Source organism: Pseudomonas sp. 1152_12, assembly GCF_052850675.1.
Window position 1 is genome coordinate 1 of the sequence record NZ_VXCW01000007.1, and the last position, 23064, is coordinate 23064.

Genomic DNA, 23064 nt, shown 5'->3' on the forward strand with positions numbered 1-23064 from the left:
GCGAATGCGGTGTATCAGTCAGAGTATCTGTTACTGACAGACCGCATTCGCGAGCAAGCCCGCTCCCACAGTTTTGTCTGCATTTCACGCCCCGAATCGTCATTTGTTTGGCGCCAAAAAATCAGCGGGCAGATTCCTAACGAATCTTTCACTCGACATTCGTCATTTTTTTTCGTAGTGGCACCACTTTTTTTAAACGGTAGTGGCACAAAACTATCCCCTCTCTTCAACTCCCCATAACCACTCGCCCAAATAGCAAGTGCTATCAATATAGTACCAGTGCCATCTTTTCTAATATTTCAAGAAATTTCCGAAAACAGGATGAGCGGCCAGGAACTTCACCCTGAAGCACTGCTCATACCACCGGTAACGAAATTCTCTGTTGCTGTAAGAGATGACTTACATGACCGACCAACGGAAGTAGCAAAGTTGTCATATCAACTTTGACTGCGTGGTCATACTACCAACCGATTAGTTAAGAGCGGCGACAAGGATGCATTGCCACTGACTATAAGGCCAAGGTTCAGCTTCCCCTAATGGGTCAGTGATACAACCCAAGGCATTGATACTTAAAGGCTAATTACCTCTATCAAAGCCCTGCGGCACTGGCGCCAGGCTCTTCTGCGAAGAAAGCCGGCTGCATTTCAGGGCAAGCCCCAATAACAAGGCCACGTTTCGCACACCTTGAGTGCAATCGATTAGTCACTCGTTATTTAACATGCCTGTGCACGGCAAGTCGGCGTCTATTCGCCCAACTTTCGTGGCATCAGTGACGCTTGCAAACATGAACTCCAGCCATCTAATTGGCATGATTAATATCGTCTTCAATGACAAAGAGGTAAATGCGATGCGCATTAGCATATTTGGTCTCGGTTACGTTGGCGCAGTCTGTGCCGGTTGCCTGTCTGCCCGCGGCCACGAAGTGGTCGGCGTAGATATCTCCAAGGAAAAGATTGACCTGATCAATGCGGGAAAATCGCCAATCGTTGAGCCGGGTCTGGGTGAATTGTTGAGCCAGGGCATCGAGACGGGTCGACTGCGCGGCACGACCAACTTCGCAGAAGCCATCCGCGATACCGACCTTTCGATGATCTGCGTCGGCACGCCGAGCAAGAAAAACGGCGACCTGGAACTCAACTACATCGAAGCGGTATGCCGCGAGATCGGTTTTGTCCTGCGTGAAAAATCCACCCGCCACACCATCGTGGTGCGCAGCACCGTATTGCCGGGCACCGTCGCCAATGTGGTGATCCCGATCCTCGAAGACTGCTCCGGCAAGAAAGCTGGCGTAGACTTCGGCGTCGCGGTCAACCCGGAATTCCTGCGTGAATCCACCGCCATCGCCGACTACGACCTGCCACCGATGACCGTAATCGGCGAATTCGACACAGCCTCCGGTGATGTCCTGCAGTCGCTTTACGAAGAACTCGACGCACCGATCATCCGCAAGGACATCGCTGTTGCCGAAATGATCAAGTACACCTGCAACGTGTGGCACGCCACCAAGGTGACCTTCGCCAACGAGATCGGCAACATCGCCAAGGCCGTCGGTGTCGATGGTCGCGAAGTGATGGAAGTGGTGTGCCAGGACAAGACCCTCAACCTGTCCCAGTACTACATGCGCCCAGGCTTCGCGTTCGGCGGCTCGTGCCTGCCAAAAGACGTGCGTGCCCTGACCTACCGCGCCAGCTCCCTGGACGTGGAAGCGCCGCTGCTCAACTCGCTGATGCGCAGCAACGAGTCCCAAGTGCAGAACGCCTTCGACATCGTCGAAAGCCATGACAAGCGCAAAGTCGCCCTGCTGGGCCTGAGCTTCAAGGCCGGTACCGACGACCTGCGTGAAAGCCCGCTGGTAGAGCTGGCGGAAATGCTGATCGGCAAGGGTTACGACCTGAGCATCTACGACAGCAACGTCGAATACGCCCGTGTTCACGGCGCCAACAAAGACTACATCGAGGGCAAGATCCCACACGTGTCGTCGCTGCTCAACTCGGACTTCGATGACGTGATCAACAACTCCGACGTGATCATCCTCGGCAACCGTGATGAGAAATTCCGTGCCCTGGCGCATAACGCCCCGCACGGCAAGCAAGTGGTCGACTTGGTGGGCTTCATGTCCAAGGCCACCAGTGTCACCGGCCGTACCGAAGGCATTTGCTGGTAACAGCAACGGCAAGTTTCAGGCTGCAGGCGTACCCATCCCCAGCGCATGCAGCCTGGAGCCTTCTTCACCTTCGGATGACGCTTATGTCCAAGTTAAAACACGTACTCCTCCAATCCGCCGGCTGGCTGTTCTTTTTGAGCCTGCTGATGGGACTCGCCCTACTGTTACCGGCGAGTACGTTCGACTCCGAGTCGAAGAATTTTATTTTCCTGATTGGCGCCGTCGGCATCTGGCGCTACTCAATGGGTGCTACGCATTTCTTTCGCGGCATGCTGTTCCTGTACGTGGTCTACCCGCACCTGCGCCGTAAAGTGCGCAAGCTGGGCAAGTCGGCGGACCCCTCCCATGTGTTCCTGATGGTGACCAGTTTTCGTATCGATGCGCTGACCACCGCGCAGGTGTACAGCTCGGTGATCCGCGAAGCCATCGAATGCGGCTTCCCCACTACTGTGGTGTGCTCGCTGGTGGAAATGTCCGACGAGCTGCTGGTGAAAAGCCTGTGGGAACGCATGAACCCACCGGAACACGTGAAGCTCGACTTTGTGCGCATCGCCGGCACCGGTAAACGCGACGGCCTGGCCTTTGGTTTCCGCGCCATCTCCCGCCACCTGCCGGATGACCGTGCCGTGGTTGCGGTGATCGATGGCGACACCGTGCTCGCCGAAGGCGTGGTGCGCAAGACCGTGCCGTGGTTCCAGCTGTTCGGCAATGTCGGCGGCCTGACCACCAACGAGTTCTGCGAAGTGCGCGGCGGCTACATCATGAGCGAATGGCACAAGCTGCGCTTCGCCCAGCGTCACATCAACATGTGCTCCATGGCCCTGTCCAAGCGCGTGCTGACCATGACCGGGCGCATGTCGGTATTCCGTGCCAGCGTGGTCACCGACCCGGGCTTCATCGCCGACGTGGAAAGCGACTCGCTGCAACACTGGCGCCTGGGCCGCTTCAAGTTCCTGACCGGCGATGACAAATCCAGCTGGTTCAGCCTGATGCGCTTGGGCTACGACACCTTCTACGTTCCGGATGCCGCGATCAACACCGTGGAACACCCGCCGGAAAAGAGCTTTATCAAAGCCAGCCGCAAGCTGATGTTCCGCTGGTACGGCAACAACCTGCGCCAGAACTCCCGCGCACTTGGCCTGGGTGTGCGCCGGCTCGGCCTGTTCACCAGCGTGGTGCTGTTCGATCAGCGCGTGTCGATGTGGACCTCCCTGCTCGGCCTGACCGTGGCTTTCATCGCCACCTTCAAATACGGCGGCGCATTCATCCTCGCGTACCTGCTATGGATCGGTATCACTCGCCTGATCCTGACCCTGTTGCTGTCGTGCTCCGGCCACAAGATCGGCCCGGCTTACCCGGTGATTCTCTATTACAACCAGATCATGGGCGCGCTGGTGAAGATCTACGTGTTCTTCCGCCTCGATCAACAGTCCTGGACCCGCCAGGACACCAAACTGACCCGCGATTTGGCCAGCTTTCAACGTTGGTTCAACACCTGGTCGTCTCGGACCATGACCTTCTCCGCCGGCAGCATTTTCGTCGCCGTGTTGCTGATGATGGTCTGACCCTGCCAAGCCTGAATTAACTCTAGGAAATTGCCCTGATGAACAGCCCCGTAAACGCCAACGTTGTCCACGAATCCGAAGCCCAGCGCCAACATGCCCGCGTGAAAATCCCGGCCAAGCTGCGCTTCTTCAACACCGACCGCAGCCAGACCGAAGCACGGGTAATCGACCTGTCCGCCGGTGGCCTGGCGTTCACCGCCACTCAGCCGTTGACCCTCGGTGAAGTGCACAAAGGCCGCCTGCAATTCGTCATCGATAACCTCGGCCTGGCGATGGATGTCGAGCTGCAGATTCGCTCCTACGACCGCCAGACTGGCCGTACCGGTTGCCAGTTCCAGAACCTCGACGCCCAGGATATTTCCACCCTGCGCCACTTGATCACCTCACACTTGTCGGGCGACATCGTGACCATGGGCGACGTACTCGCCACCCTGCAACGGGACAACTTCACCAAGGCGCGCAAGGTCAAGGACGGCGGCAGCGGCATGACCGCGTTCGGTCGCCTGCGCGCCGTCACTTTTAGCCTGGCGATCTTCCTGGTAGGCCTGGCGGCATTCGGCTTTATCTTCAAATCCGTCTACGGCATGTACTTTATCAGCCACGCCCAGGCTGGCCTGGTCAGCGTGCCCGGCATGAACGTGACCATGCCGCGCGACGGCACCGTCCAAAGCCTGCTCAAAGGAGACGCGGTTGCCGCCAAAGGCGCGCCACTGGCGACCTTCAGCACTAGCATGCTTGATGTGCTCAAGGGCCATCTGGACGAAGACCAATTGCAACCAGCCAAAGTTGAAGAGCTGTTCGGCAAGCAAATGACCGGTACGTTGACCTCACCGTGCGATTGCGTGGTTGCCCAGCAACTGGTTGCCGACGGCCAGTACGCCAGCAAGGGCGATGTGATCTTCCAACTGGTGCCACGCGGTAGCCTGGCCAACGTGGAAGCACGCTTCACCTACCGCCAGTTCGCCGACGTTCGCCCAGGTACACAGGTGAACTTCCAGGTCGCCGACGAAGAACAGATCCGCACCGGCACCATCGTCAGCAGCACCAGCCTGAACAGCGCCGACCTGTCCTCCGACATTCGCGTGCAAATCAAGCCGGATGCACCGCTGGACAGCACCTACGCCGGCCGCCCGGTAGAAGTGACCAGCGATCGTGGCCCGTCCCTGAACTGGCTCATCGATAAAGCCATGGCTCACGGTCTGTAAGCGAGGACATGCCTGTGATGACTCTCTCGAATACACCCAGATCAATGTGGGAGCGGGCTTGCTCGCGAAAGCAGTGTGTCAGCCAACACATTCACCAACTGACAGGGCCTCTTCGCGAGCAAGCCCGCTCCCACATGGGTTCCGTGGCGTTGCTGGCACTGGCGGTCAGCCTCGCCGGTTGCGCCGGTCTGCCTGACCAGCGCCTGGCCAATGAAGCCCTCAAACGTGGCGACACGGTCACCGCCCAACAGAATTATCAGCAGTTGGCGGACCTGGGTTACAGCGAGGCCCAAGTCGGCCTGGCAGATATCCAGGTGACCACCCGCGACCCCGAGCAAATCCGCCAGGCCGAAGCCACCTACCGTGCAGCGGCGGATACCTCACCGCGTGCCCAGGCCCGCCTGGGTCGCCTGTTGGTAGCCAAGCCCGGCGCCACCGAGGCCGAGCAGCACGAGGCCGAAGGCCTGCTGAAAAAAGCCTTTGCCAATGGCGAAGGCAATACCCTGATTCCGCTGGCGATGCTGTACCTGCAATACCCGCACAGCTTTCCTAACGTGAACGCCCAGCAACAGATCAGCAAATGGCAGGCGGCGGGTTACCCGGAAGCGGGCCTGGCCCAGGTGCTGCTGTATCGCACCCAGGGCACCTACGACCAGCACTTGGATGATGTAGAGCGCATCTGCAAGGCCGCACTGAACACCACTGACATCTGCTACGTCGAACTGGCCACGGTCTACCAGAAAAAAGCCGAACCGGAAAAACAGGCTGAACTGCTCAAGCAGATGGAAGCAGGCGTAAGCCGTGGCACCGTCACGGCCCAGCGTGTTGATAGCGTTGCGCGAGTGTTGGGCGATGCGACCCTCGGTAAAACCGACGAGAAAACCGCGCAAGCGCTGCTGGAAAAAATCGCCCCCGGCTACCCTGCTTCCTGGGTCAGCCTGGCGCAACTGCTCTACGACTTCCCCGAACTGGGTGACGTCGACCAGATGATGAAATACCTGGACAACGGCCGCGCCGCTGACCAGCCGCGCGCCGAGCTGTTGCTGGGCAAGCTCTACTACGAAGGCAAGTGGGTGCCAGCAGACGCCAAGGCCGCCGAAGCGCATTTCGAAAAAGCCGTGGGCAAGGAAGTCGCCGCCGATTACTACCTCGGCCAGATCTACCGCCGTGGCTACCTGGGCAAGGTCTACTCGCAAAAAGCCCTCGACCACTTGCTGACCGCTGCGCGCAACGGCCAGAACAGCGCCGACTTCGCCATCGCGCAGTTATTTTCCCAAGGCAAGGGCACCCAGCCCAACCCATTGAACGCCTATGTCTTCAGCCAGTTGGCCAAAGCCCAAGACACGCCAGAGGCCAATGACTTGGCCACGCAGCTCGAAGCCCCGCTCACCCCAGAACAACGCGCCGAAGGCCAACGCCTGGTGCAACAGGAACTGGCCACGCGCGGCACCCTGGCCCAGAGCACGCTGCAACTGCACGCCCTTGAAGAAGACGGCGAGGAATCCCTATGAAGCTCAACCCATTCGTCAAGGCCGGCATCGGCCTGACCTTCGCCTTGCTGTGGTCGTGCCCGACCCTGGCCGCACTGACCGAAGCCAAGAACTTCGGCCTGGAAGTCAAAGCCACCGCGCAGTCCGAAGATGACCGCGACCTCGGCACCCAGAAAGGCGGCGACGTCAACGGCATCGGCCTCGACCTGCGCCCGTGGGTCTACGGCGAAAGCGGCGCGTGGAGCGCTTACGCCATGGGCCAGGCGGTCGTGTCGAGCGACATCATCGAGACTGACCCCCTGCAACAATCGGCCGATGCCGAAAATCAGCAAACCACCAACAACGACCGCAAGGCCAAGAAAAACTACCTGGCCATGCGCGAATTCTGGGTCGGCTACAGCGGTTTCACGCCTTACCCGGGCGAGATCCTCAAGCTCGGTCGCCAACGCCTGCGCAATGACGACGGCCAATGGCGCGACACCAATATCGAAGCGCTGAACTGGACCTTCGACACCACCTTACTCAAGGCCAACGTCGGCGTCGCCGAACGTTTCAGCGAATACCGCACCGACCTCAAGGAGCTGTCGCCCAAAGACAAAGACCGCCAGCACCTCTACGCCGACGCCGCCTACCAGTGGACGCCCGGCCAGTGGATCGGCCTGCGCGCCCACCACACCCATGACAACGGCAAGCTCGACTACCCAGAACCGGGCGTGGCCACTGACTCGTTGGACAAACGCGAGAACGGCGACCTGACCTGGCTCGGCATCGAAGCCAACAGCGACGCCTACAACTGGCGCAACACCAACACCGTCAACTACTGGGCCAGCGTCACCGGCATGAAAGGCGACCGCAACACGGTCAACGCCTTGAACGCCGACGGCACCCGTCCGACCCAGACCAAGCGCAGCGATGACGTGAGTGGCTGGGCCACCGACTTGGGTATCCGCCTGCGTCTGGACCCGCAGTGGCAGGTCGGCGCGGCTTATTCGCGTGCGAGTGCCAACTACGAGCAGAACGGCCTGCAGAGCAACCGTTCGAACTGGACCGGCACCCAGTCGCGCGTGCACCGTTTCGGCGAGGCGTTTCGCGGCGAGATGAACAACATGCAGTCCATGAGCCTGTTCGGTTCCTGGCAACTGCGCGAGGACTACGACGCCAGCCTGGTCTATCACAAGTTCTGGCGCGTCGACGGCAACAAGCCGGTGGGCAGCAACGGCATTGATGCCGTGCAGAACAACACTGATGACGTGACCGGCGCGATCCTGTCCAGTACTTCCCTGCCGCTTGAAGACGGCAAGAAAGACCTGGGCCAGGAGATGGACCTGGTCGTCACCAAGTACTTCAAGAAAGGCCTGCTGCCGGCCGCGCTCAGCCAGTCGATCGACGAACCGTCGGCCCTGGTGCGCTTGCGTGCCGGTGTATTCAAGCCAGGTGACGCCTATGGCAGCGGAGTCGATTCATATATGCACCGCGCCTTTGTCGACGTGATCTGGAAATTCTGATGGGAGCCTGCGCGATGAACCCTCAAGCCCTCAAAGGCTCGGTCAGCCTGCTGGTCGCAGCCATGCTGCTGGCCAGCACTTCGGCCTTTGCCGACGGTGCGGCGGTGAAGGCGCCGACCATCGCCAAAGAACTGCAACAGGCCAAGACCTACACCATTTCCAGCCCACCGACCGCGCCGCTGGAAATGGCCAAGCCTGCCCTGCCGGACCTGTCGGGCTATACCGCCGCCGCGATGGAAAAAAAGATCGTCAGAAGCAAGCCGGGCAAAATCAGCATCCGCCGCATGATGCAAGAAGATGCGCTCAAGGACTTTATCGGCGGCGACAACAAGATGGCCGAATGGGTGGTGCGCCAACACGGCATTCCCCAGGCGATCTTTGTCGACGACGGCTACATGAACCTCAAGGACCTGCTCGGCAAAGTGCCCAAGCAGTACCTCAGCGAAACCTCGCCGGGTGTGTTTTTGGCCAAGCTGCCGATCGTGGTCGGGCGCAAAGGCATCTTGGAAATCGACAAGAACACCCAGGAACTGCGCCTGTCCCAACAAGCCGGCTCGTTCCTGATCAACGACGGCCAGCTGTTTGTGCGTGACACCAAGATCACCGGCTGGAACGAAAAAACCAATGGCCCGGCACTGTTCCAGTCGCCCAAGGAATTCCGCCCGTTCCTGCTGGCCTGGGGCGGCACCGAGACGTACGTGGCCAACAGCAAAATGGCCAGTTTCGGCTACGCCAACAGTAAGTCGTACGGGGTGAGTATTTCCCAGTACACGCCGAACATGGCCAAGGTGCTCAAGCGCCCTGAGCCGACCGGCTGGATCGTCGACTCCGAGTTCTCGGACATGTGGTACGGCTTTTATTGCTACGAAACCACCGGCTTTGTGCTCAAGGGCAACACCTACAAAGACAACATCGTCTACGGCATTGACCCGCACGACCGTTCCCACGGCCTGATCATCGCCGACAACACCGTCTACGGCACCAAGAAGAAGCACGGCATCATCATTTCCCGGGAGGTGAACGACAGCTTCATCTTCAACAACCGCAGCTACGACAACAAGCTCTCGGGCTTGGTGATCGACCGTAACAGCGTGAACAACCTGATCGCCGACAACGAGATCTACCGCAACCATACCGACGGCATCACCCTCTATGAGAGCGGCGACAACCTGCTGTGGGGCAACAAGGTGATCAGCAACCGTCGTCACGGCATTCGTATCCGTAACAGCGTGAACATTCGCCTGTACGAAAACAGTTCGATGGCCAACGGCCTGACCGGTGTGTACGGGCACATCAAGGACTTGACCGACACCGACCGCGACATCGCCCTCGACCCGTTCGACACCAAGGTCTCGCTGATTGTGGTCGGCGGTGAGCTGGCGGGTAACGGCAGCGGGCCGCTGTCGATCGACTCGCCGTTGAGTGTCGAGCTGTATCGCGTATCGATGCTGGCGCCGACCAAATCCAGCGGCATCAGCTTCAACGGCGTGCTGGGTGATCGGCAGGAAGAAATTCTCGACCTGTTGGTGCGCCAGCAGAAAGCCGTGCTGATCGACCCTGTCGAACGCCAGACCGAAATGCAGGACTGAGGATGACCCTTATGCACCCACACATGATCAAATTGCTGAGCCTCTCGGGTCTGACCCTCGGCCTGCTGGCGGCCAGCCAGGGCGTGCGCGCCGATGACGTCAAAGCCCCTACGTTCACCGCCGAGCCGTGCTGCAGCCTGTGCCCGGCCGCCCATGACGCGAAGAACTACACCACGCGCTACCAGCAGAACTTCACCACCCTGGTGCAAGCCCAGGGCGACTGGCTGTTCCGTACCCAGGAAGACCTGCGCACCGAATTCGACACCAGCCCCGCCGGCTACAAGCGCATGCAACAACTGCACGATGCGTTCAAAGCCAAAGGCGTGGAATTGGTGGTGGTCTACCAGCCAACCCGTGGCCTGGTGAACCGCAACAAGCTCAACCCCGCAGAGAAAGCCAGTTTCGATTTCGACAAAGCGCTGGGCAACTACAAAACCATGCTCGGGCGTTTTGCCAAGATGGGTTACGTGGTGCCGGACCTGTCGCCGCTTACCAACGAGCAACTGCCGGATGAACTGCCGGCCCACGATTTCTACTTCCGTGGCGACCAACACTGGACGCCATACGGTGCCCAGCGCACGGCGAAAATCGTCGGCGCCAAAGTGCGTGCAATGCCGCAGTTTGCCGATATTCCCAAGCGCGAATTCGAGACCAAGCGCTCGGGCCGCATGGGCAAGACCGGCACCCTGCACAACATGGCCGGGCAACTGTGCGGTACCAGCTATGCGATCCAGTACATGGACCAGTTCACCACCGAGCCCAAGGGCGAAGCCGCTGACGGCGACCTGTTCGGCGATTCAGGTAACCCGCAGATCACCCTGGTGGGTACCAGCCACAGCGGCAAGAACTACAACTTCGCCGGTTTCCTTGAACAGGAAATCGGTGCCGACATCCTCAACGTCGCCTTCCCCGGCGGTGGCCTCGAAGGCTCGATGATCCAGTACTTGGGCAGCCACTATTTCCAGAAGAACCCGCCGAAGATTTTAATCTGGGAATTCTCGCCGCTGTATCGCCTCGACCAAGAGACCATCTACCGCCAGATGATGGCGCTGCTCGACAACGGCTGCGAAGGCAAGACCGCGCAGATGAGTACCAGCACGACGCTGAAACCCGGCAAGAACGAATTGCTGGTCAACAGTTCGAACAAAGACCTGCGCAACGCCAACCATCAAGTTGATATCCGCTTCGCCGACCCGTCGGTGAAAAACCTGCAAGCCACCCTCTGGTACATGAACGGGCGCCACGAGGACATCAAGATCGAGAAACCCGAAACATCCGATACAGACGGGCGTTTCGCCTTTGAGTTGCGTACCGATGAAGACTGGGCCTCGCAAAACTTGCTGGCCGTGGAAGTGCAGGGCCCAGAAAAGGGTGCTGCCGCGCAGAAAGTCGAAGCGAAAATTTGCACACGCAACGTATTCCCAGCAGGTGGTCAACAGACTGCCTCGACAGGGCAATGAGGTTACTTATGCAGAAGTTATTGATCCCAACATTACTGGGCCTGGCGATGTTCGCCGGCTCCGTGAATGCCGCCGCGCCACTGCGTCCACCCCAGGGCTATTTCGCCCCGGTGGAAGCGTTCAAGACCGGTGACTTCAAAAATGACTGCGACGCCATGCCGGCGCCGTACACCGGCTCGCTGCAATTTCGCAGCAAGTACGAAGGGTCGGACAAGGCCCGTGCGACCCTGAATGTGCAATCCGAAAAAGCCTTTCGCGACAGCACCGCCGACATCACCAAGCTGGAAAAAGACACCAGCAAGCGCGTGATGCAGTTCATGCGCGACGGTCGCCCGCAGCAGTTGGAATGCACGTTGAACTGGCTCACGAGCTGGGCCAAGGCGGATGCGTTGATGTCCAAAGACTTCAACCACACCGGTAAGTCCATGCGCAAATGGGCGCTGGGCAGCATGGCGTCGGCCTATGTGCGCCTGAAGTTTTCCGACTCGCACCCGCTGGCCAACCACCAGCAGGAGTCGCAGTTGATCGAAGCCTGGTTCAGCAAAATGGCCGATCAGGTGGTGAGCGATTGGGACAACCTGCCGCTGGAAAAAACCAACAACCACTCCTACTGGGCCGCCTGGTCGGTGATGGCGACGTCCGTCGCCGTCAACCGTCGCGACCTGTTTGATTGGGCGGTGAAGGAATACAAGGTCGGCGCCAACCAGGTCGATGACCAGGGCTTCCTGCCGAATGAATTGAAGCGCCAGCAACGGGCCTTGTCGTACCACAACTACGCACTGCCACCGCTGTCGATGATCGCCAGCTTTGCCTTGGTCAACGGCGTGGACTTGCGCCAGGAAAACAACGGTGCATTGAAACGCCTGGGTGACAAGGTGCTCGCCGGGGTCAAAGACCCGGAAATCTTCGAGCAAAAGAACGGCAAAGAACAGGACATGAAGGACCTCAAGGAGGACATGAAATTTGCCTGGCTTGAACCCTTCTGCACCCTCTACACCTGCACCCCGGAGGTGCTCGAGCGTAAGCATGGCATGCAGCCGTTCAAGACTTTCCGATTGGGCGGTGACCTGACCAAGGTCTACGACCCGACGCATGAAAAAGGCAACAAAGGAATTTGACGGAACACGGTTAGAAATGTGGGAGGGGGCTTGCCCCCGATAGCAGTGTGTCATTCAACACAGATGGCGGCTGTTACACCGCCATCGGGGGCAAGCCCCCTCCCACAGTTTGAGCCGGTTTCGTCAGTAGGAATGTTGTACGGCCTCCCCCCGAAATCGTGGGGGGGTTTGGGGGGGGCTCTGGCCCTTGACTGTCTGTTAAACATGGAGAGATCGGGATGGTTTTCTCGTCCAATGTGTTCCTGTTTCTGTTCTTGCCGATCTTCCTCGGCTTGTACTACTTGAGCGGGCAACGCTATCGCAACCTGCTGCTGCTGATTGCCAGCTACGTGTTCTACGCCTGGTGGCGAGTGGACTTCCTGGCGCTGTTCGCCGCCGTCACGCTGTGGAATTACTGGATCGGCCTCAAGGTCGGTGCGGCAGGCGTGCGCACCAAGCCGGCCCAGCGCTGGCTGCTGTTGGGCGTGGCAATCGACCTGTGCATTCTCGGCTACTTCAAGTACGCCAACTTCGGCGTCGATAGCATCAACGTGATGATGAAGTCAGCGGGCCTGGAGCCGTTCATTCTCACCCACGTGCTGTTGCCGATCGGGATTTCGTTCTACATCTTCGAGTCCATCAGCTACATCATCGACGTGTACCGCGGTGATACGCCGGCAACCCGCAACCTCATCGACTTTGCGGCGTTCGTGGCGATCTTCCCGCACCTGATTGCCGGCCCAGTGCTGCGTTTTCGCGACCTGGCCGACCAGTTCAATAACCGCACGCATACCCTCGACAAGTTCTCCGAGGGCTGCACGCGGTTCATGCAGGGTTTCATCAAAAAAGTCTTCATCGCCGACACCCTGGCGGTGGTGGCCGACCATTGTTTCGCCCTGCAAAACCCCACGACGGGCGATGCGTGGCTGGGTGCGCTGGCGTACACCGCGCAGCTGTACTTCGACTTCTCCGGCTACAGCGACATGGCCATCGGCCTGGGCTTGATGATGGGTTTCCGCTTTATGGAAAACTTCAAACAGCCGTACATCAGCCAGTCGATCACCGAGTTCTGGCGCCGCTGGCACATCAGCTTGTCGACCTGGCTGCGTGACTACCTGTACATCACCCTGGGCGGCAACCGTAAAGGCACACTGACCACCTACCGCAACCTGTTCCTGACCATGCTGCTCGGTGGCCTGTGGCACGGTGCGAACATCACTTACATCGTGTGGGGCGCCTGGCACGGCATGTGGCTGGCGATTGAAAAAGCCATCGGCCTCAACACCGCGCCGCGCAGCTTCAACGTGGTGCGCTGGGCTTTCACCTTCCTGCTGGTAGTAATGGGCTGGGTGATCTTCCGCTCGGAGAACCTGCACGTCGCCGGCCGTATGTACGGTGCCATGTTCAGCTTTGGCGAATGGTCTCTGTCGGAACTCAACCGCGCCAGCCTCACCGGCCTGCAAGTGGCAACCCTGGTGGTGGCCTACGCAACCTTGGCGTTCTTCGGCCTGCGCGACTTCTACAGCAACCGCCCTGCCAAGAAAGCCAAGCCGGCCGACCCGAGCCTGATCAAGGCCGTGCCGGGCGACAACCCGAACAGCATCCACCAGCCAGGCTTCACCGTCGGTCAAGACGCCGCCGTGCAACCGGCCTACTGGACTGCTGATTGGCCACGCTACGCCATGCGCGGTGCAGTACTGCTGCTGTTCGTGGCGTCAATCCTGAAACTGTCGGCGCAGAGTTTCTCGCCGTTCCTTTACTTCCAATTTTGAGGGAGCCGACCATGACCCGTTCATTCCGCATCCTCTATATCGCGCTGTTCCTGTTGGTGCTGCTGGCCCTGGGCGCCTGGTCGATGCGCAGTTTCTTCGGCTTCAGCACCAATGCCGACGCGACCGTGCTTAACGGCCGCTGGACCAAGGCCGTCGAAACCCATTACGACGACCAGTTCCCGATCAAGCGCATCGGCACCAACCTCTGGGCGGCGCTGGACTACAAGCTGTTCAATGAAGGCCGCCCTGGCGTGGTGCTGGGCCGCGATCACTGGCTGTACAGCGACGAGGAGTTCAACCCCGCCGTCAATGAAGACCAGAACCTTGAGGGCAACTACGCGCTGGTCGAAGGCGTGCGCCAGAAACTCAAGGCCCAGGGCATTCAATTGGTGATGGCGATTGTGCCGGCCAAGGTGCGCTTGTACCCAGAACACTTGGGCGAAGTGAAACCGGCGAGCATTCACGCCAACCTGTACCAGGACTTCCACGCCCGTGTCGCCGCCGACAAGATCATCGCCCCGGACCTGCTTGGGCCCCTGCAACAGGCCAAGCTTGGCGGCCAGCAAGTGTTCCTGCGCACCGACACTCACTGGACGCCGGACGGCGCCGAAATCGCCGCCAAACAGCTGGCCAAGGTGATTAGCGAAAAGACGCCGCTCAGCGGTGAACCACAACGCTTTGTCACCGAAGCCGAGACAACCTCCCCGCACAAAGGCGACCTGCGTCTGTTCCTGCCGCTGGACCCGTTGTTTGAAAACCTGATGCCGCCCAAGGAGCCGCTGCAAAAACGCGTGACGCACCTGGCTGAAAACCAAGGCGACGACGCGCTGTTCAGCAACAGCGAAACCCCGGTGGCACTGGTCGGCACCAGTTACAGCGCCAACCCCAACTGGAACTTCGTCGGCGCGCTCAAGCAGGCCCTGCACAGCGATGTCATCAACTACTCGGAGGACGGCCACGGCCCAATCCTGCCGATGCTCAGCTACCTGAAAAGCGACGATTTCAAGAACAGCCCGCCACAGGTGCTGATCTGGGAATTCCCTGAACGTTATCTGCCCGTCAACAACGAAATCGGTGACGCCGACCCGCAGTGGGTTGCGCAGCTTAAACAAGCCGGTTCGCGCCAACAGAACATGGCACTGAATACACCAGTTAAACACCCAAAATCCGAGACGCCCGACCGGGCGCAAAACTGAAAGAGAGGTAACTCACATGACTTTCACTACTACTCCGCGTCGTCTCGCCAAGACCCTGGCCATCGCTGCCGGCTTGAGCTTCGTATCGATGTCCGCCTTCGCCGGTGGCGACGCTGCCCTGTACGGCCCAACCGCGCCGAAAGGCTCCAGCTTCGTGCGGGTCTATAACGCCAGCAACCAGGAAGTCAGCGCCACCGTCGGCGCGACCAACCTCAGCGACGTTGCGCCGCTGGCCAGCAGTGACTTCAGCTTTATGCCGGGCGGCGACTACAGCGCCAAGGTCGGCAGCCAGACCGTGCCGGTCAAACTCGCCGCCGACCACTACTACACCCTGGTCAACAGCGGCAGCGGCCAGCCGCAATTGATCGAAGAACCGCCGTACAAGAACAAGCAGAAATCCCTGGTACGCGTGCAGAACCTCAGCGACAAGGCCCTGACCCTGAAGACTGCCGATGGCAAGACTGATGTGGTCAAAGCTGTGGCTGCCAAGGGCCGTGGCGAACGTGAAATCAACCCGGTGAAGGTGAGCCTGGCGTTGTATGACGGTGACAAGAAAGTCGGCGATGTGAAGCCGGTTGCGTTGGAACGTGGTGAAGCGGCGGTGCTGTATGTCACCGGCTCGGGTTCGAGCTTGTCGCCAGTTTGGGTCAAGCGCCCGGTGTCGACCCGCTGATTAGCTTTTGAAATTGACGCTCCCCCTTGTGGGAGCGGGCTTGCTCGCGAATACGGTGGTTCAGTAACAGATGTACTGACTGAATCACCGCCATCGGGAGCAAGCCCCCTCCCACAGGCTCTGACCCATATCGATTCAAGGAGAAACATCCATGATCCCAGTAATCCTTTCCGGTGGTAGCGGCTCACGTCTTTGGCCGCTTTCCCGCAAACAGTTCCCCAAGCAATTCCTGGCCCTGACCGGCGAGCACACGCTGTTCCAGCAAACCCTGGAACGCTTGGTGTTCGAAGGCATGGACGCCCCAATCGTGGTCTGCAACAAAGACCATCGTTTCATCGTCAACGAGCAACTGAGCACGCGTAAGCTCGAATGCCAACGCATCCTGATGGAACCGTTCGGGCGCAACACCGCACCGGCCGTGGCCCTGACCGCGATGATGCTGGTCAACGAAGGCCGCGACGAACTGATGCTGGTGCTGCCGGCCGACCACGTGATCGACGACCAGAAAGCCCTGCAACGTGCGCTGGCCCTGGCTACCGTGGCTGCCGAGCGTGGCGAGATGGTGCTGTTCGGCGTGCCGGCGACCCGTCCGGAAACCGGTTATGGCTACATCAAGTCCACCAACGATTCGCTGCTGCCCGAAGGCGTGAGCCGCGTGCAACAGTTCGTGGAAAAACCCGATGAAAAACGTGCTGTCGAGTTCGTCAAAAGCGGTGGTTACTTCTGGAACAGCGGCATGTTCCTGTTCCGTGCGAGCCGCTTCCTCGAAGAGCTGAAAAAGCACGATCCAGACATCTACGACACCTGTCTGCTGACCCTGGAACGCAGCGAGCAGACCGCCGACACCGTGACCTTCGACGAAGCGACTTTCGCCTGCTGCCCGGATAACTCCATCGACTACGCCGTGATGGAGAAAACCCAGCGCGCCTGCGTGGTGCCGCTGAGTGCCGGCTGGAGCGACGTGGGTTGCTGGGCCTCGCTGTGGGCAGTCAACGACAAAGACGCCAACGGCAACGTCAGCAAAGGCGATGTGGTGATTCAGGACAGCCGCAACTGCATGATCCACGGCAACGGCAAGCTGGTCTCGGTGATCGGCCTGGACAATATCGTGGTGGTGGAAACCAAGGACGCGATGATGATTGCCCACAAGGACAAGGTCCAAGGCGTCAAGCAGATGGTCAGCACCCTCAACGACCAGGGCCGCAGCGAAACCCAGAACCACTGCGAAGTCTATCGCCCGTGGGGCTCCTACGACTCGGTGGACATGGGCGGGCGGTTCCAGGTCAAGCACATCTCGGTCAAGCCGGGCGCGTGCCTGTCCCTGCAAATGCACCACCACCGCGCCGAGCACTGGATCGTGGTCAGCGGCACTGCCGAAGTCACCTGTGACGAGAACGTGTTCCTGCTCTGCGAAAACCAGTCCACCTACATCCCGATCGCCTCGGTGCACCGCCTGCGCAACCCGGGCAAGATCCCGTTGGAGATCATCGAAGTTCAGTCCGGGAGCTATTTGGGCGAAGACGATATCGAACGGTTTGAAGATATCTACGGGCGCTCGACGCCGGTTGAGCGTGGCGTGTCGGTGAAAACTATCGCGCAGTAACACGGTCGTACAAGAAGCCCTCATCCAGCCCATTACGTCCCCTATCCGCAGTGGGCTGGGTGGGGGCTTTTTGTTTGGGCGTTGTGGTGACTGCGATGGCGCCCGAAAGCACAACCGCCATCATTGACCCCTGCCCCCATCCTGCCTATCCTCGCGCCTGTCACGACTCATTCGTGATGCCAGTTATGTTTTGGGCACCGCGCGCGTGCTCACCCTGGCGGCTCAAGACTTATGCACAGAACACCAGAGCTACCTGAATTGGGCCAGCCTGCAATTGGCCGAAACCGGTTTGGCATTGGTTGAGGCTTCCATCGAAGGCTTGCAGGCGGATTCTTCTGCTCAGTAAGCAAGTCATCGGGAGCAAGCCCCCTCCCACATTATTTGGACCGTATTCCAAGGGTGTGCCCGGTCCAAATGTGGGAGCGGGCGTGCTCGCGAAGGCGTCCACCGGGCCAACACACCTCTCACGCTCGCCAATCCCACCTACGCTTAAGTTAGGATGCTCGTTCCCTATTCGAGGTGGTCTCCATGTTTTTCGGCGTTCTACTGATCATCACCTGGCTGATCCTGCTGCTGCGCTACCCGGCCAAGGCCTTGCCGGTTTCCCTTGCCGCCGCCGTCGGCCTGGGCTGCGTGGCGATTTGGGTGGTGTGGCTGGATAACCGCGAAGCTTCGCAACTGTCGCGCCTGGAAATGCGCATCAGCTATGCGCCACAGGAATGCCCCGCCGACCGCCCGTTAAAACTGATCCTGAGCAACGGCAACGACGTGCCCCTCACCGAACTGCGCTGGCGCGTCGCCGCTTATGCACCGGGCGACACGGTGAACCTGGCCGACAACGTCTACGCCGCTCCACGCTATCGTGGCCCCGGCGAGTTGCAGGCCGGCGCCACTTGGGACGACTGCCTGCCGACGCCGCCACTGCGCCCCGGCTACCGCCCGCAAACCCTGGAATTTCGCGCCGAGCACCTGCAAGGCAGCTTCTCGGACTGACAAAGGATTGATCCATGCCCAAAGTACTGATCACTGGTTGCTCCAGCGGCATTGGCCGCGCCCTGGCTGACGCGTTCAAGTCCGCAGGTTTCGAAGTGTGGGCCAGCGCCCGCCGCGAAGGCGACGTTGCCGCCCTCGCCGCTGCCGGCTTCAACGCGGTCAAGCTGGACGTCAACGACAGCGCCGCCTTGCGGCACCTCGCCGAGCAATGGGGCGAACTGGATGTGCTGATCAACAACGCCGGCTACGGCGCCATGGGCCCGCTGCTCGACGGTGGCACCGAGGCGATGCAGCGCCAGTTCGAGACCAATGTGTTTTCCGTCGTCGGTGTCACCCAGGCGCTCTTCCCCGCACTGCGTCGCAGCAAAGGGTTGGTGGTGAATATCGGCAGCGTTTCCGGGGTGCTGGTCACGCCGTTTGCCGGTGCCTACTGTGCCTCGAAAGCGGCGGTGCATGCCTTGAGCGATGCCTTGCGCATGGAGCTGGCGCCCTTTGGGATTCGCGTGATGGAAGTACAACCGGGGGCCATCGATACGAGTTTCGCGAAAAACGCCGGGGCCCAGGCTGAGCTGCTGATCAACGAAAAATCGCCCTGGTGGCCGTTGCGCGAAGGCATTCGCGCGCGCTCCCAGGCCTCGCAGAACAACCCGACTTCAGCCAAGCAATTCGCGGCGCAGGTATTGAAGGCAGTGCAACAGCCCACGCCGCCCCGGCTGCTGCGTACGGGCAATGGCAGCCGGGCGTTGCCGTTGATGGCGGCCTTGTTGCCCAAGGCATTGCTGGAGAAGGTGTTGAAGAAGCGTTTCGGGCTGGCGGGCTCGCTCTAACCCTTCATGAAATCAATAAACGCCCGCACCTTCAGCGGCAAATGCCGCGTGTCCGGGTACATCGCATAAATCCCCTGCGGCGCAAAGCGATGGTCGGCCAATAACCGCACCAGCCGCCCCGCGTCCAGATCCTCCTGCACCAGCCACTGCGGCAGCACTGCCACGCCGTGGCCGCGCACGGCGAACGCCTGAAGCACAGCGGCGCTGTCGGCCGCCAGCGCCGTAGGGCCGGGGCGGTATTGATGCTCGCTACCAGTGGGGTCGGTCACGCTCAGTTCGGTTAAACGGCCATGGCCCAGTTTGGGCACCTGCTCCAACGCATCCAGCGTGTGAACCCCGGCAAACTCAGGCGCCGCCACTGCAAACACCTCGAAGGTCGACAACTGCACTGCGCGGTGGTTGGAGTCCAGCAGGCGGCCCAACCGAATCGCCACGTCAAAGCGTTCCGAGATCAAATCAGCATGGGTCGAGGATGTGGATAAGTGAATGTTCAAGTCCGGATGCAAGCGGCGAAAGGCTTCCACCGCTGGGGCGACTACCGCCAGCGCATATTCCACGGTGGTGGTGATGCGCAGCGTGCCTTTGAGCTGGGCATGTTCGGAGCGCGCTTCTTCTACCGCCAGTCGCGCTTCTTCGAGCATGCGTGTGCAGCGCAGGTAGAAGCGTTCGCCGGCATCGGTCAGTGCCAGTTGGCGCGTGTTGCGGGTCAGCAGGGTGACGCCCAGTTCCGCTTCCAGGCGCTTGAGGTTGAAGCTGACCACGGCGCGGGTCTGGCCCAGCATATCCGCCGCTGCGGTGAGCGAACCGGCTTCCACTACAGCCTTGAAGGTGTCGAATCGATCCAGGCTGACCATCGGCCATGCCCTCCTTTGTCAAAATATTTTTGACAAACTAACAGGCAAACCGGCGTATCCCAAACCTTGCATCCCGCCTACCCTGCCCGCTTCACTCGCAGGATCGCGTTCATGACCTACCGCTCGAAAGTCGCCTGGATCTTCTTACTCGGCTTCGCCCTGGACCTGGTGAACATGTTTGTCGCCACGGTCGCCTACCCGGACATTGCCCGCGAACTGCATGCCTCGGTGACGCAGCTGGCCTGGATCAGCAACGCCTATATGCTCGGGCTGACCGTGATCATCCCCTTGAGCGTGTGGCTGGCTGCGCTCCTGGGTGAACGAAGTCTGATCGCGGCGAGCCTGCTGTTATTCGCCGGGGCTTCGGTGATGGTCGGCCAGGCGGGTTCAATCGAAGCGTTGATTGGCTGGCGTGCGCTGCAAGGCTTGGGCGGCGGACTGCTGATTCCCGTGGGCCAGGCCATGGCCTACCGGCACTACCCGGCGGCGGAACGCAGCCAACTTACGGCACGGGTGATGTCGGTAGCCCTGCTGGTACCGGCGCTGTCGCCAGCGTTGGGCGGGCTGATCGTCGACAGCGTGTCATGGCGCTGGATCTTCTACGCCAACCTGCCGCTGGCGTTGCTCACGCTGCTGCTGGCACTGCTGTGGATAAAACCTGACGCGCCGGCAACGGTGCGCCCGGCCCTGGATATGGGCAGTATTTTTAAACAGATTTGTAGCCCGATGCTGCGCGTGGCGATGCTGGTCTACCTGTTCATTCCCGGCGTATTTATCGGCACCAGCCTGATCGCTATCCTCTACCTGCGCGGCCTGGGTTACGACGCCACACGCACCGGCGCGCTGATGTTGCCGTGGGCGCTGGCGTCGGCGCTGGCGATTTTCCTGAGCAAAAAACTGTTCAACCGCTGCGGCCCCAAGCCCTTGCTACTGGCGGGCATGGCCCTGCAATGCAGCGGCATTTTGCTGCTGACCAAACCCGAACCGGGCGTGATTATTCTGGCCTACGCGTTGATGGGCCTGGGCGGCAGCCTGTGCAGCAGCACCGCGCAGACCCTGGCGTTTCTAGATATCCCCGCCGAACGCATGGGCCACGCCAGCGCGTTGTGGAACATCAATCGCCAAGTGAGTTTTTGCCTCGGCGCGGCGGCACTCAGTGCGTTGTTGTCGGCCTTGGATTCCTTCGCCATAACCTTCACGATGGCCGCAGCCCTGACACTGTTGCCCCTTTTTGCCGTGTTGCGCCTGGATGCGTCCAGGGTACGCACACTGCTTCACCCTGCCAGCGAGTCCCAGCAATGATTGATTACAGCGATTTTTTTGAGGAAGTGATCCAGACCCACGTCGAGATCGAACAATGGTTTGCCGGCGTTGCGCCTGAAGGAACCTTGGAAACCTTGCTTGCGCGGTTCTCACCCGAGTTCAGCATGGTCGCACCTGCCACCGGCACACGGGTGAATGCGGCCGGGGTTAAAGCGCTGTTTACCCGCCTGGGCGGCATGCGCCCGGGGTTGAAGATCACCTTGAGCGAAATGGCCGGCATTGACCGCCATGCACGCGGCGCGACGGTGACTTATCGCGAACGTCAGGTTGACGACAGCGGCACCCAGACCGATCGCCGTGCCACCGTGGTGTTTGAAAAACAGGCCAGCGGTGCGCTGCTGTGGCGCCACTTGCACGAAACTTTTATAGCGCCATGAAGTAACTAGATGACTGATTCCTACAAAAAACGGCGAACCGCCTGACATCATTAAAAGGCACGACTCCTCAGTCTCTTTCACCTCTGTTTACTCACAGGTGAAAGGATGCCAAGTGATCTCCTACGAAGCGGCGTGCCGGATGCACATACTACGACTCGCCAGCGACTGACCAGTCTGCTGGACCTGCCCAAACTCTATCGAACCATTGACGCCGACCCGGCTATCGTCGGGGCTGGGGTGGTGCATATCGGCAGTGATTATCAGGTGACGGTGCTGCGTGAGTTTATGCCGCTGTGCAGTATCAAGCCCAAGCGGGTGATTTTGCGGGAGATGGCGGGACCAATAATGTCTGCCGATGAGTATGCGCAGCTGGCTGCACGTTCGCCACGTGAGTCGCAGCTGTGGAAGGAGGCATCGGGGATGGCTGCCGCCTGCGGCGGGGCGGTGATTGGATTCATTATTGCAAAGGCCGGAGTCGCGGCCGCGCCGTTCAGTGCAGGCACTAGCCTTGCGTTGTCCTACATTGCCTATGCAGGCTCGGCCGCCAGTGGAGTGCAGTGTTTGAACGGTTCATGGCGGATCTATAACGAATTGGCCAACCCCGCCGAGAACGATTATTACGACACATTAGGTTGGTATCAAACAATGACTGTTGCCTTGGACGGCATCTCACTTGTCGGCGCTGGAAGCAGTACGTTTGCCACCGTTAAAACAGTCATGGCTATAAAACGCTCAACAAATCGCAACCTGACAGACATATTGAGACACCTGAGTCGCCAAGAGCGTGCGAAGTTAACGAGCGAAATATTGCAGCTGAGAAATCCTCTTCATTCTCGCGAGATAATTCACCTGAGGCAGTTGTCCGGGCGTTTACCCAAGCGGCTCAGCAACCCTCAGATACGTCTAAGCATCATGACTCAAATCAAAGACCAAATCGGAGCTACTTTAGCTGTCGCGGGCAGCGCTTTATCCGGAAACATCAACCCTATACTTGTCGCACTGTATGAGGAGTTCGACAGTCATGAAGTATAGCGTCGATCCTTCACAGGAGTATCGAATATGGCGCCGTTATGCCTACCGGTTCTTACCGGCATGGGCCGGGGCCATACTACTTTGCTTGAACAGTATTGCTGGCAATATGGCACTCAGCCTGTCGTATTACGCAAAGGTCTATCACCTACCCACTGAATATGCTTTCGGAACCGGCGTGGCACTCTGCTTAATCTTCTACGCAGGCCAAATAATGCTGTATGAAGGATCCCGTCATGCCCCCCAAATACTTATACCTGTGGTCCTCGTGAATACCCTGCTCGCGATCGCATACCTCGGAACTCACCCTCCAACGTTGCTTAACCTATTGCCGCTGTTCTC

The 23064-nt window shown here is 59.7% G+C and carries 20 protein-coding genes; 19 read left to right on the forward strand and 1 reads right to left on the reverse strand.

Features of this window, described 5'->3' with window-relative positions:
- From FW764_RS14420 to FW764_RS14495, 16 genes are all read left to right on the forward strand, one after another.
- Positions 1-240: hypothetical protein (locus tag FW764_RS14420; RefSeq protein ID WP_446434499.1), on the forward strand; the 240-nt coding region annotated here is incomplete at its 5' end.
- Between the two features lie 607 nt (positions 241-847).
- The gene (locus FW764_RS14425; protein ID WP_446434500.1) at positions 848-2164 is read left to right on the forward strand and encodes a nucleotide sugar dehydrogenase; all 1317 of its coding nucleotides are present in this window, start codon (positions 848-850) and stop codon (positions 2162-2164) included.
- An 83-nt stretch (positions 2165-2247) separates the two neighbouring features.
- Entirely contained in the window at positions 2248-3729 is a 1482-nt protein-coding gene (alg8, locus tag FW764_RS14430; RefSeq protein ID WP_242171464.1) for a mannuronan synthase, read from the forward strand.
- A gap of 38 nt (positions 3730-3767) precedes the next feature.
- On the forward strand, positions 3768-4934 hold the full coding sequence (locus tag FW764_RS14435) for a PilZ domain-containing protein (protein ID WP_446434501.1): 1167 nt from the start codon (positions 3768-3770) through the stop codon (positions 4932-4934).
- A gap of 134 nt (positions 4935-5068) precedes the next feature.
- Positions 5069-6445 (forward strand): alginate biosynthesis TPR repeat lipoprotein AlgK, encoded by a 1377-nt coding sequence (gene algK, locus FW764_RS14440; protein WP_446434502.1) that lies wholly within the window; start codon positions 5069-5071, stop codon positions 6443-6445.
- Positions 6442-7929 (forward strand): alginate export family protein, encoded by a 1488-nt coding sequence (locus FW764_RS14445; protein WP_446434503.1) that lies wholly within the window; start codon positions 6442-6444, stop codon positions 7927-7929. Before algK ends, FW764_RS14445 begins: the two co-directional genes overlap by 4 nt.
- Entirely contained in the window at positions 7929-9518 is a 1590-nt protein-coding gene (gene algG, locus FW764_RS14450) for a mannuronan 5-epimerase AlgG (protein ID WP_446434504.1), read from the forward strand. Before FW764_RS14445 ends, algG begins: the two co-directional genes overlap by 1 nt.
- Before the next feature lie 11 nt (positions 9519-9529).
- A complete protein-coding gene (locus FW764_RS14455) occupies positions 9530-10978 on the forward strand; it encodes an alginate O-acetyltransferase (protein ID WP_446434741.1) in 1449 nt (482 codons plus the stop codon).
- Between the two features lie 8 nt (positions 10979-10986).
- Positions 10987-12096 (forward strand): mannuronate-specific alginate lyase, encoded by a 1110-nt coding sequence (locus tag FW764_RS14460; RefSeq protein ID WP_446434505.1) that lies wholly within the window; start codon positions 10987-10989, stop codon positions 12094-12096.
- 218 nt (positions 12097-12314) lie between these two features.
- On the forward strand, positions 12315-13847 hold the full coding sequence (locus FW764_RS14465) for an MBOAT family O-acyltransferase (RefSeq protein ID WP_446434506.1): 1533 nt from the start codon (positions 12315-12317) through the stop codon (positions 13845-13847).
- Positions 13848-13858: 11 nt separating this feature from the next.
- Positions 13859-15043, forward strand: a complete 1185-nt coding sequence (locus tag FW764_RS14470) for an alginate O-acetyltransferase (RefSeq protein WP_446434507.1) — start codon at positions 13859-13861, stop codon at positions 15041-15043.
- A 16-nt stretch (positions 15044-15059) separates the two neighbouring features.
- A complete protein-coding gene (locus FW764_RS14475) occupies positions 15060-15716 on the forward strand; it encodes an alginate O-acetyltransferase AlgF (RefSeq protein ID WP_446434508.1) in 657 nt (218 codons plus the stop codon).
- A gap of 151 nt (positions 15717-15867) precedes the next feature.
- On the forward strand, positions 15868-17319 hold the full coding sequence (locus FW764_RS14480; RefSeq protein WP_446434509.1) for a mannose-1-phosphate guanylyltransferase/mannose-6-phosphate isomerase: 1452 nt from the start codon (positions 15868-15870) through the stop codon (positions 17317-17319).
- Positions 17320-17524: 205 nt separating this feature from the next.
- Positions 17525-17665 carry a hypothetical protein gene (locus FW764_RS14485; RefSeq protein ID WP_446434510.1) on the forward strand — a complete coding sequence of 47 codons (141 nt, stop codon included), beginning with the start codon at positions 17525-17527 and terminating at the stop codon, positions 17663-17665.
- A gap of 182 nt (positions 17666-17847) precedes the next feature.
- Positions 17848-18312: a multidrug transporter gene (locus FW764_RS14490; protein ID WP_446434511.1), complete on the forward strand. Its 465-nt coding sequence runs from the start codon at positions 17848-17850 to the stop codon at positions 18310-18312.
- Positions 18313-18326: 14 nt separating this feature from the next.
- Entirely contained in the window at positions 18327-19139 is an 813-nt protein-coding gene (locus FW764_RS14495; protein ID WP_446434512.1) for an SDR family oxidoreductase, read from the forward strand.
- Here the strand turns inward: FW764_RS14495 and FW764_RS14500 are convergent.
- On the reverse strand, positions 19136-19993 hold the full coding sequence (locus tag FW764_RS14500) for a LysR family transcriptional regulator (protein ID WP_446434513.1): 858 nt from the start codon (positions 19991-19993) through the stop codon (positions 19136-19138). The genes FW764_RS14495 and FW764_RS14500 overlap by 4 nt on opposite strands.
- Before the next feature lie 111 nt (positions 19994-20104).
- Here FW764_RS14500 and FW764_RS14505 point away from each other — a divergent pair, with 111 nt between their 5' ends.
- The 3 genes from FW764_RS14505 to FW764_RS14515 all read left to right on the forward strand — a co-directional run bounded on the left by FW764_RS14505 (position 20105) and on the right by FW764_RS14515 (position 22725).
- Positions 20105-21295, forward strand: a complete 1191-nt coding sequence (locus FW764_RS14505) for an MFS transporter (protein ID WP_446434514.1) — start codon at positions 20105-20107, stop codon at positions 21293-21295.
- On the forward strand, positions 21292-21693 hold the full coding sequence (locus FW764_RS14510; protein WP_446434515.1) for a DUF4440 domain-containing protein: 402 nt from the start codon (positions 21292-21294) through the stop codon (positions 21691-21693). The genes FW764_RS14505 and FW764_RS14510 overlap by 4 nt, the downstream gene beginning before the upstream one ends.
- Positions 21694-21798: 105 nt before the next feature.
- A complete protein-coding gene (locus tag FW764_RS14515) occupies positions 21799-22725 on the forward strand; it encodes an NAD synthetase (protein ID WP_446434516.1) in 927 nt (308 codons plus the stop codon).
- The last annotated feature ends 339 nt before the right edge of the window (positions 22726-23064 follow it).

What these genes read in the sequence shown, in the direction of transcription:
- FW764_RS14490 (WP_446434511.1), top strand. Translation starts at nt 17,848, where the DNA reads ATGTTTTTCGGCGTTCTACTGATCATCACCTGGCTGATCCTGCTGCTG.
- FW764_RS14475 (WP_446434508.1), top strand. Translation starts at nt 15,060, where the DNA reads ATGACTTTCACTACTACTCCGCGTCGTCTCGCCAAGACCCTGGCCATC.
- FW764_RS14465 (WP_446434506.1), top strand. Translation starts at nt 12,315, where the DNA reads ATGGTTTTCTCGTCCAATGTGTTCCTGTTTCTGTTCTTGCCGATCTTC.
- FW764_RS14515 (WP_446434516.1), top strand. Translation starts at nt 21,799, where the DNA reads ATGCCAAGTGATCTCCTACGAAGCGGCGTGCCGGATGCACATACTACG.
- FW764_RS14445 (WP_446434503.1), top strand. Translation starts at nt 6,442, where the DNA reads ATGAAGCTCAACCCATTCGTCAAGGCCGGCATCGGCCTGACCTTCGCC.
- FW764_RS14435 (WP_446434501.1), top strand. Translation starts at nt 3,768, where the DNA reads ATGAACAGCCCCGTAAACGCCAACGTTGTCCACGAATCCGAAGCCCAG.
- FW764_RS14470 (WP_446434507.1), top strand. Translation starts at nt 13,859, where the DNA reads ATGACCCGTTCATTCCGCATCCTCTATATCGCGCTGTTCCTGTTGGTG.
- algG (WP_446434504.1), top strand. Translation starts at nt 7,929, where the DNA reads ATGGGAGCCTGCGCGATGAACCCTCAAGCCCTCAAAGGCTCGGTCAGC.
- FW764_RS14455 (WP_446434741.1), top strand. Translation starts at nt 9,530, where the DNA reads ATGCACCCACACATGATCAAATTGCTGAGCCTCTCGGGTCTGACCCTC.
- algK (WP_446434502.1), top strand. Translation starts at nt 5,069, where the DNA reads ATGGGTTCCGTGGCGTTGCTGGCACTGGCGGTCAGCCTCGCCGGTTGC.
- alg8 (WP_242171464.1), top strand. Translation starts at nt 2,248, where the DNA reads ATGTCCAAGTTAAAACACGTACTCCTCCAATCCGCCGGCTGGCTGTTC.
- FW764_RS14505 (WP_446434514.1), top strand. Translation starts at nt 20,105, where the DNA reads ATGACCTACCGCTCGAAAGTCGCCTGGATCTTCTTACTCGGCTTCGCC.
- FW764_RS14500 (WP_446434513.1), bottom strand. Translation starts at nt 19,993, where the DNA reads ATGGTCAGCCTGGATCGATTCGACACCTTCAAGGCTGTAGTGGAAGCC.
- FW764_RS14460 (WP_446434505.1), top strand. Translation starts at nt 10,987, where the DNA reads ATGCAGAAGTTATTGATCCCAACATTACTGGGCCTGGCGATGTTCGCC.
- FW764_RS14480 (WP_446434509.1), top strand. Translation starts at nt 15,868, where the DNA reads ATGATCCCAGTAATCCTTTCCGGTGGTAGCGGCTCACGTCTTTGGCCG.
- FW764_RS14495 (WP_446434512.1), top strand. Translation starts at nt 18,327, where the DNA reads ATGCCCAAAGTACTGATCACTGGTTGCTCCAGCGGCATTGGCCGCGCC.
- FW764_RS14510 (WP_446434515.1), top strand. Translation starts at nt 21,292, where the DNA reads ATGATTGATTACAGCGATTTTTTTGAGGAAGTGATCCAGACCCACGTC.
- FW764_RS14425 (WP_446434500.1), top strand. Translation starts at nt 848, where the DNA reads ATGCGCATTAGCATATTTGGTCTCGGTTACGTTGGCGCAGTCTGTGCC.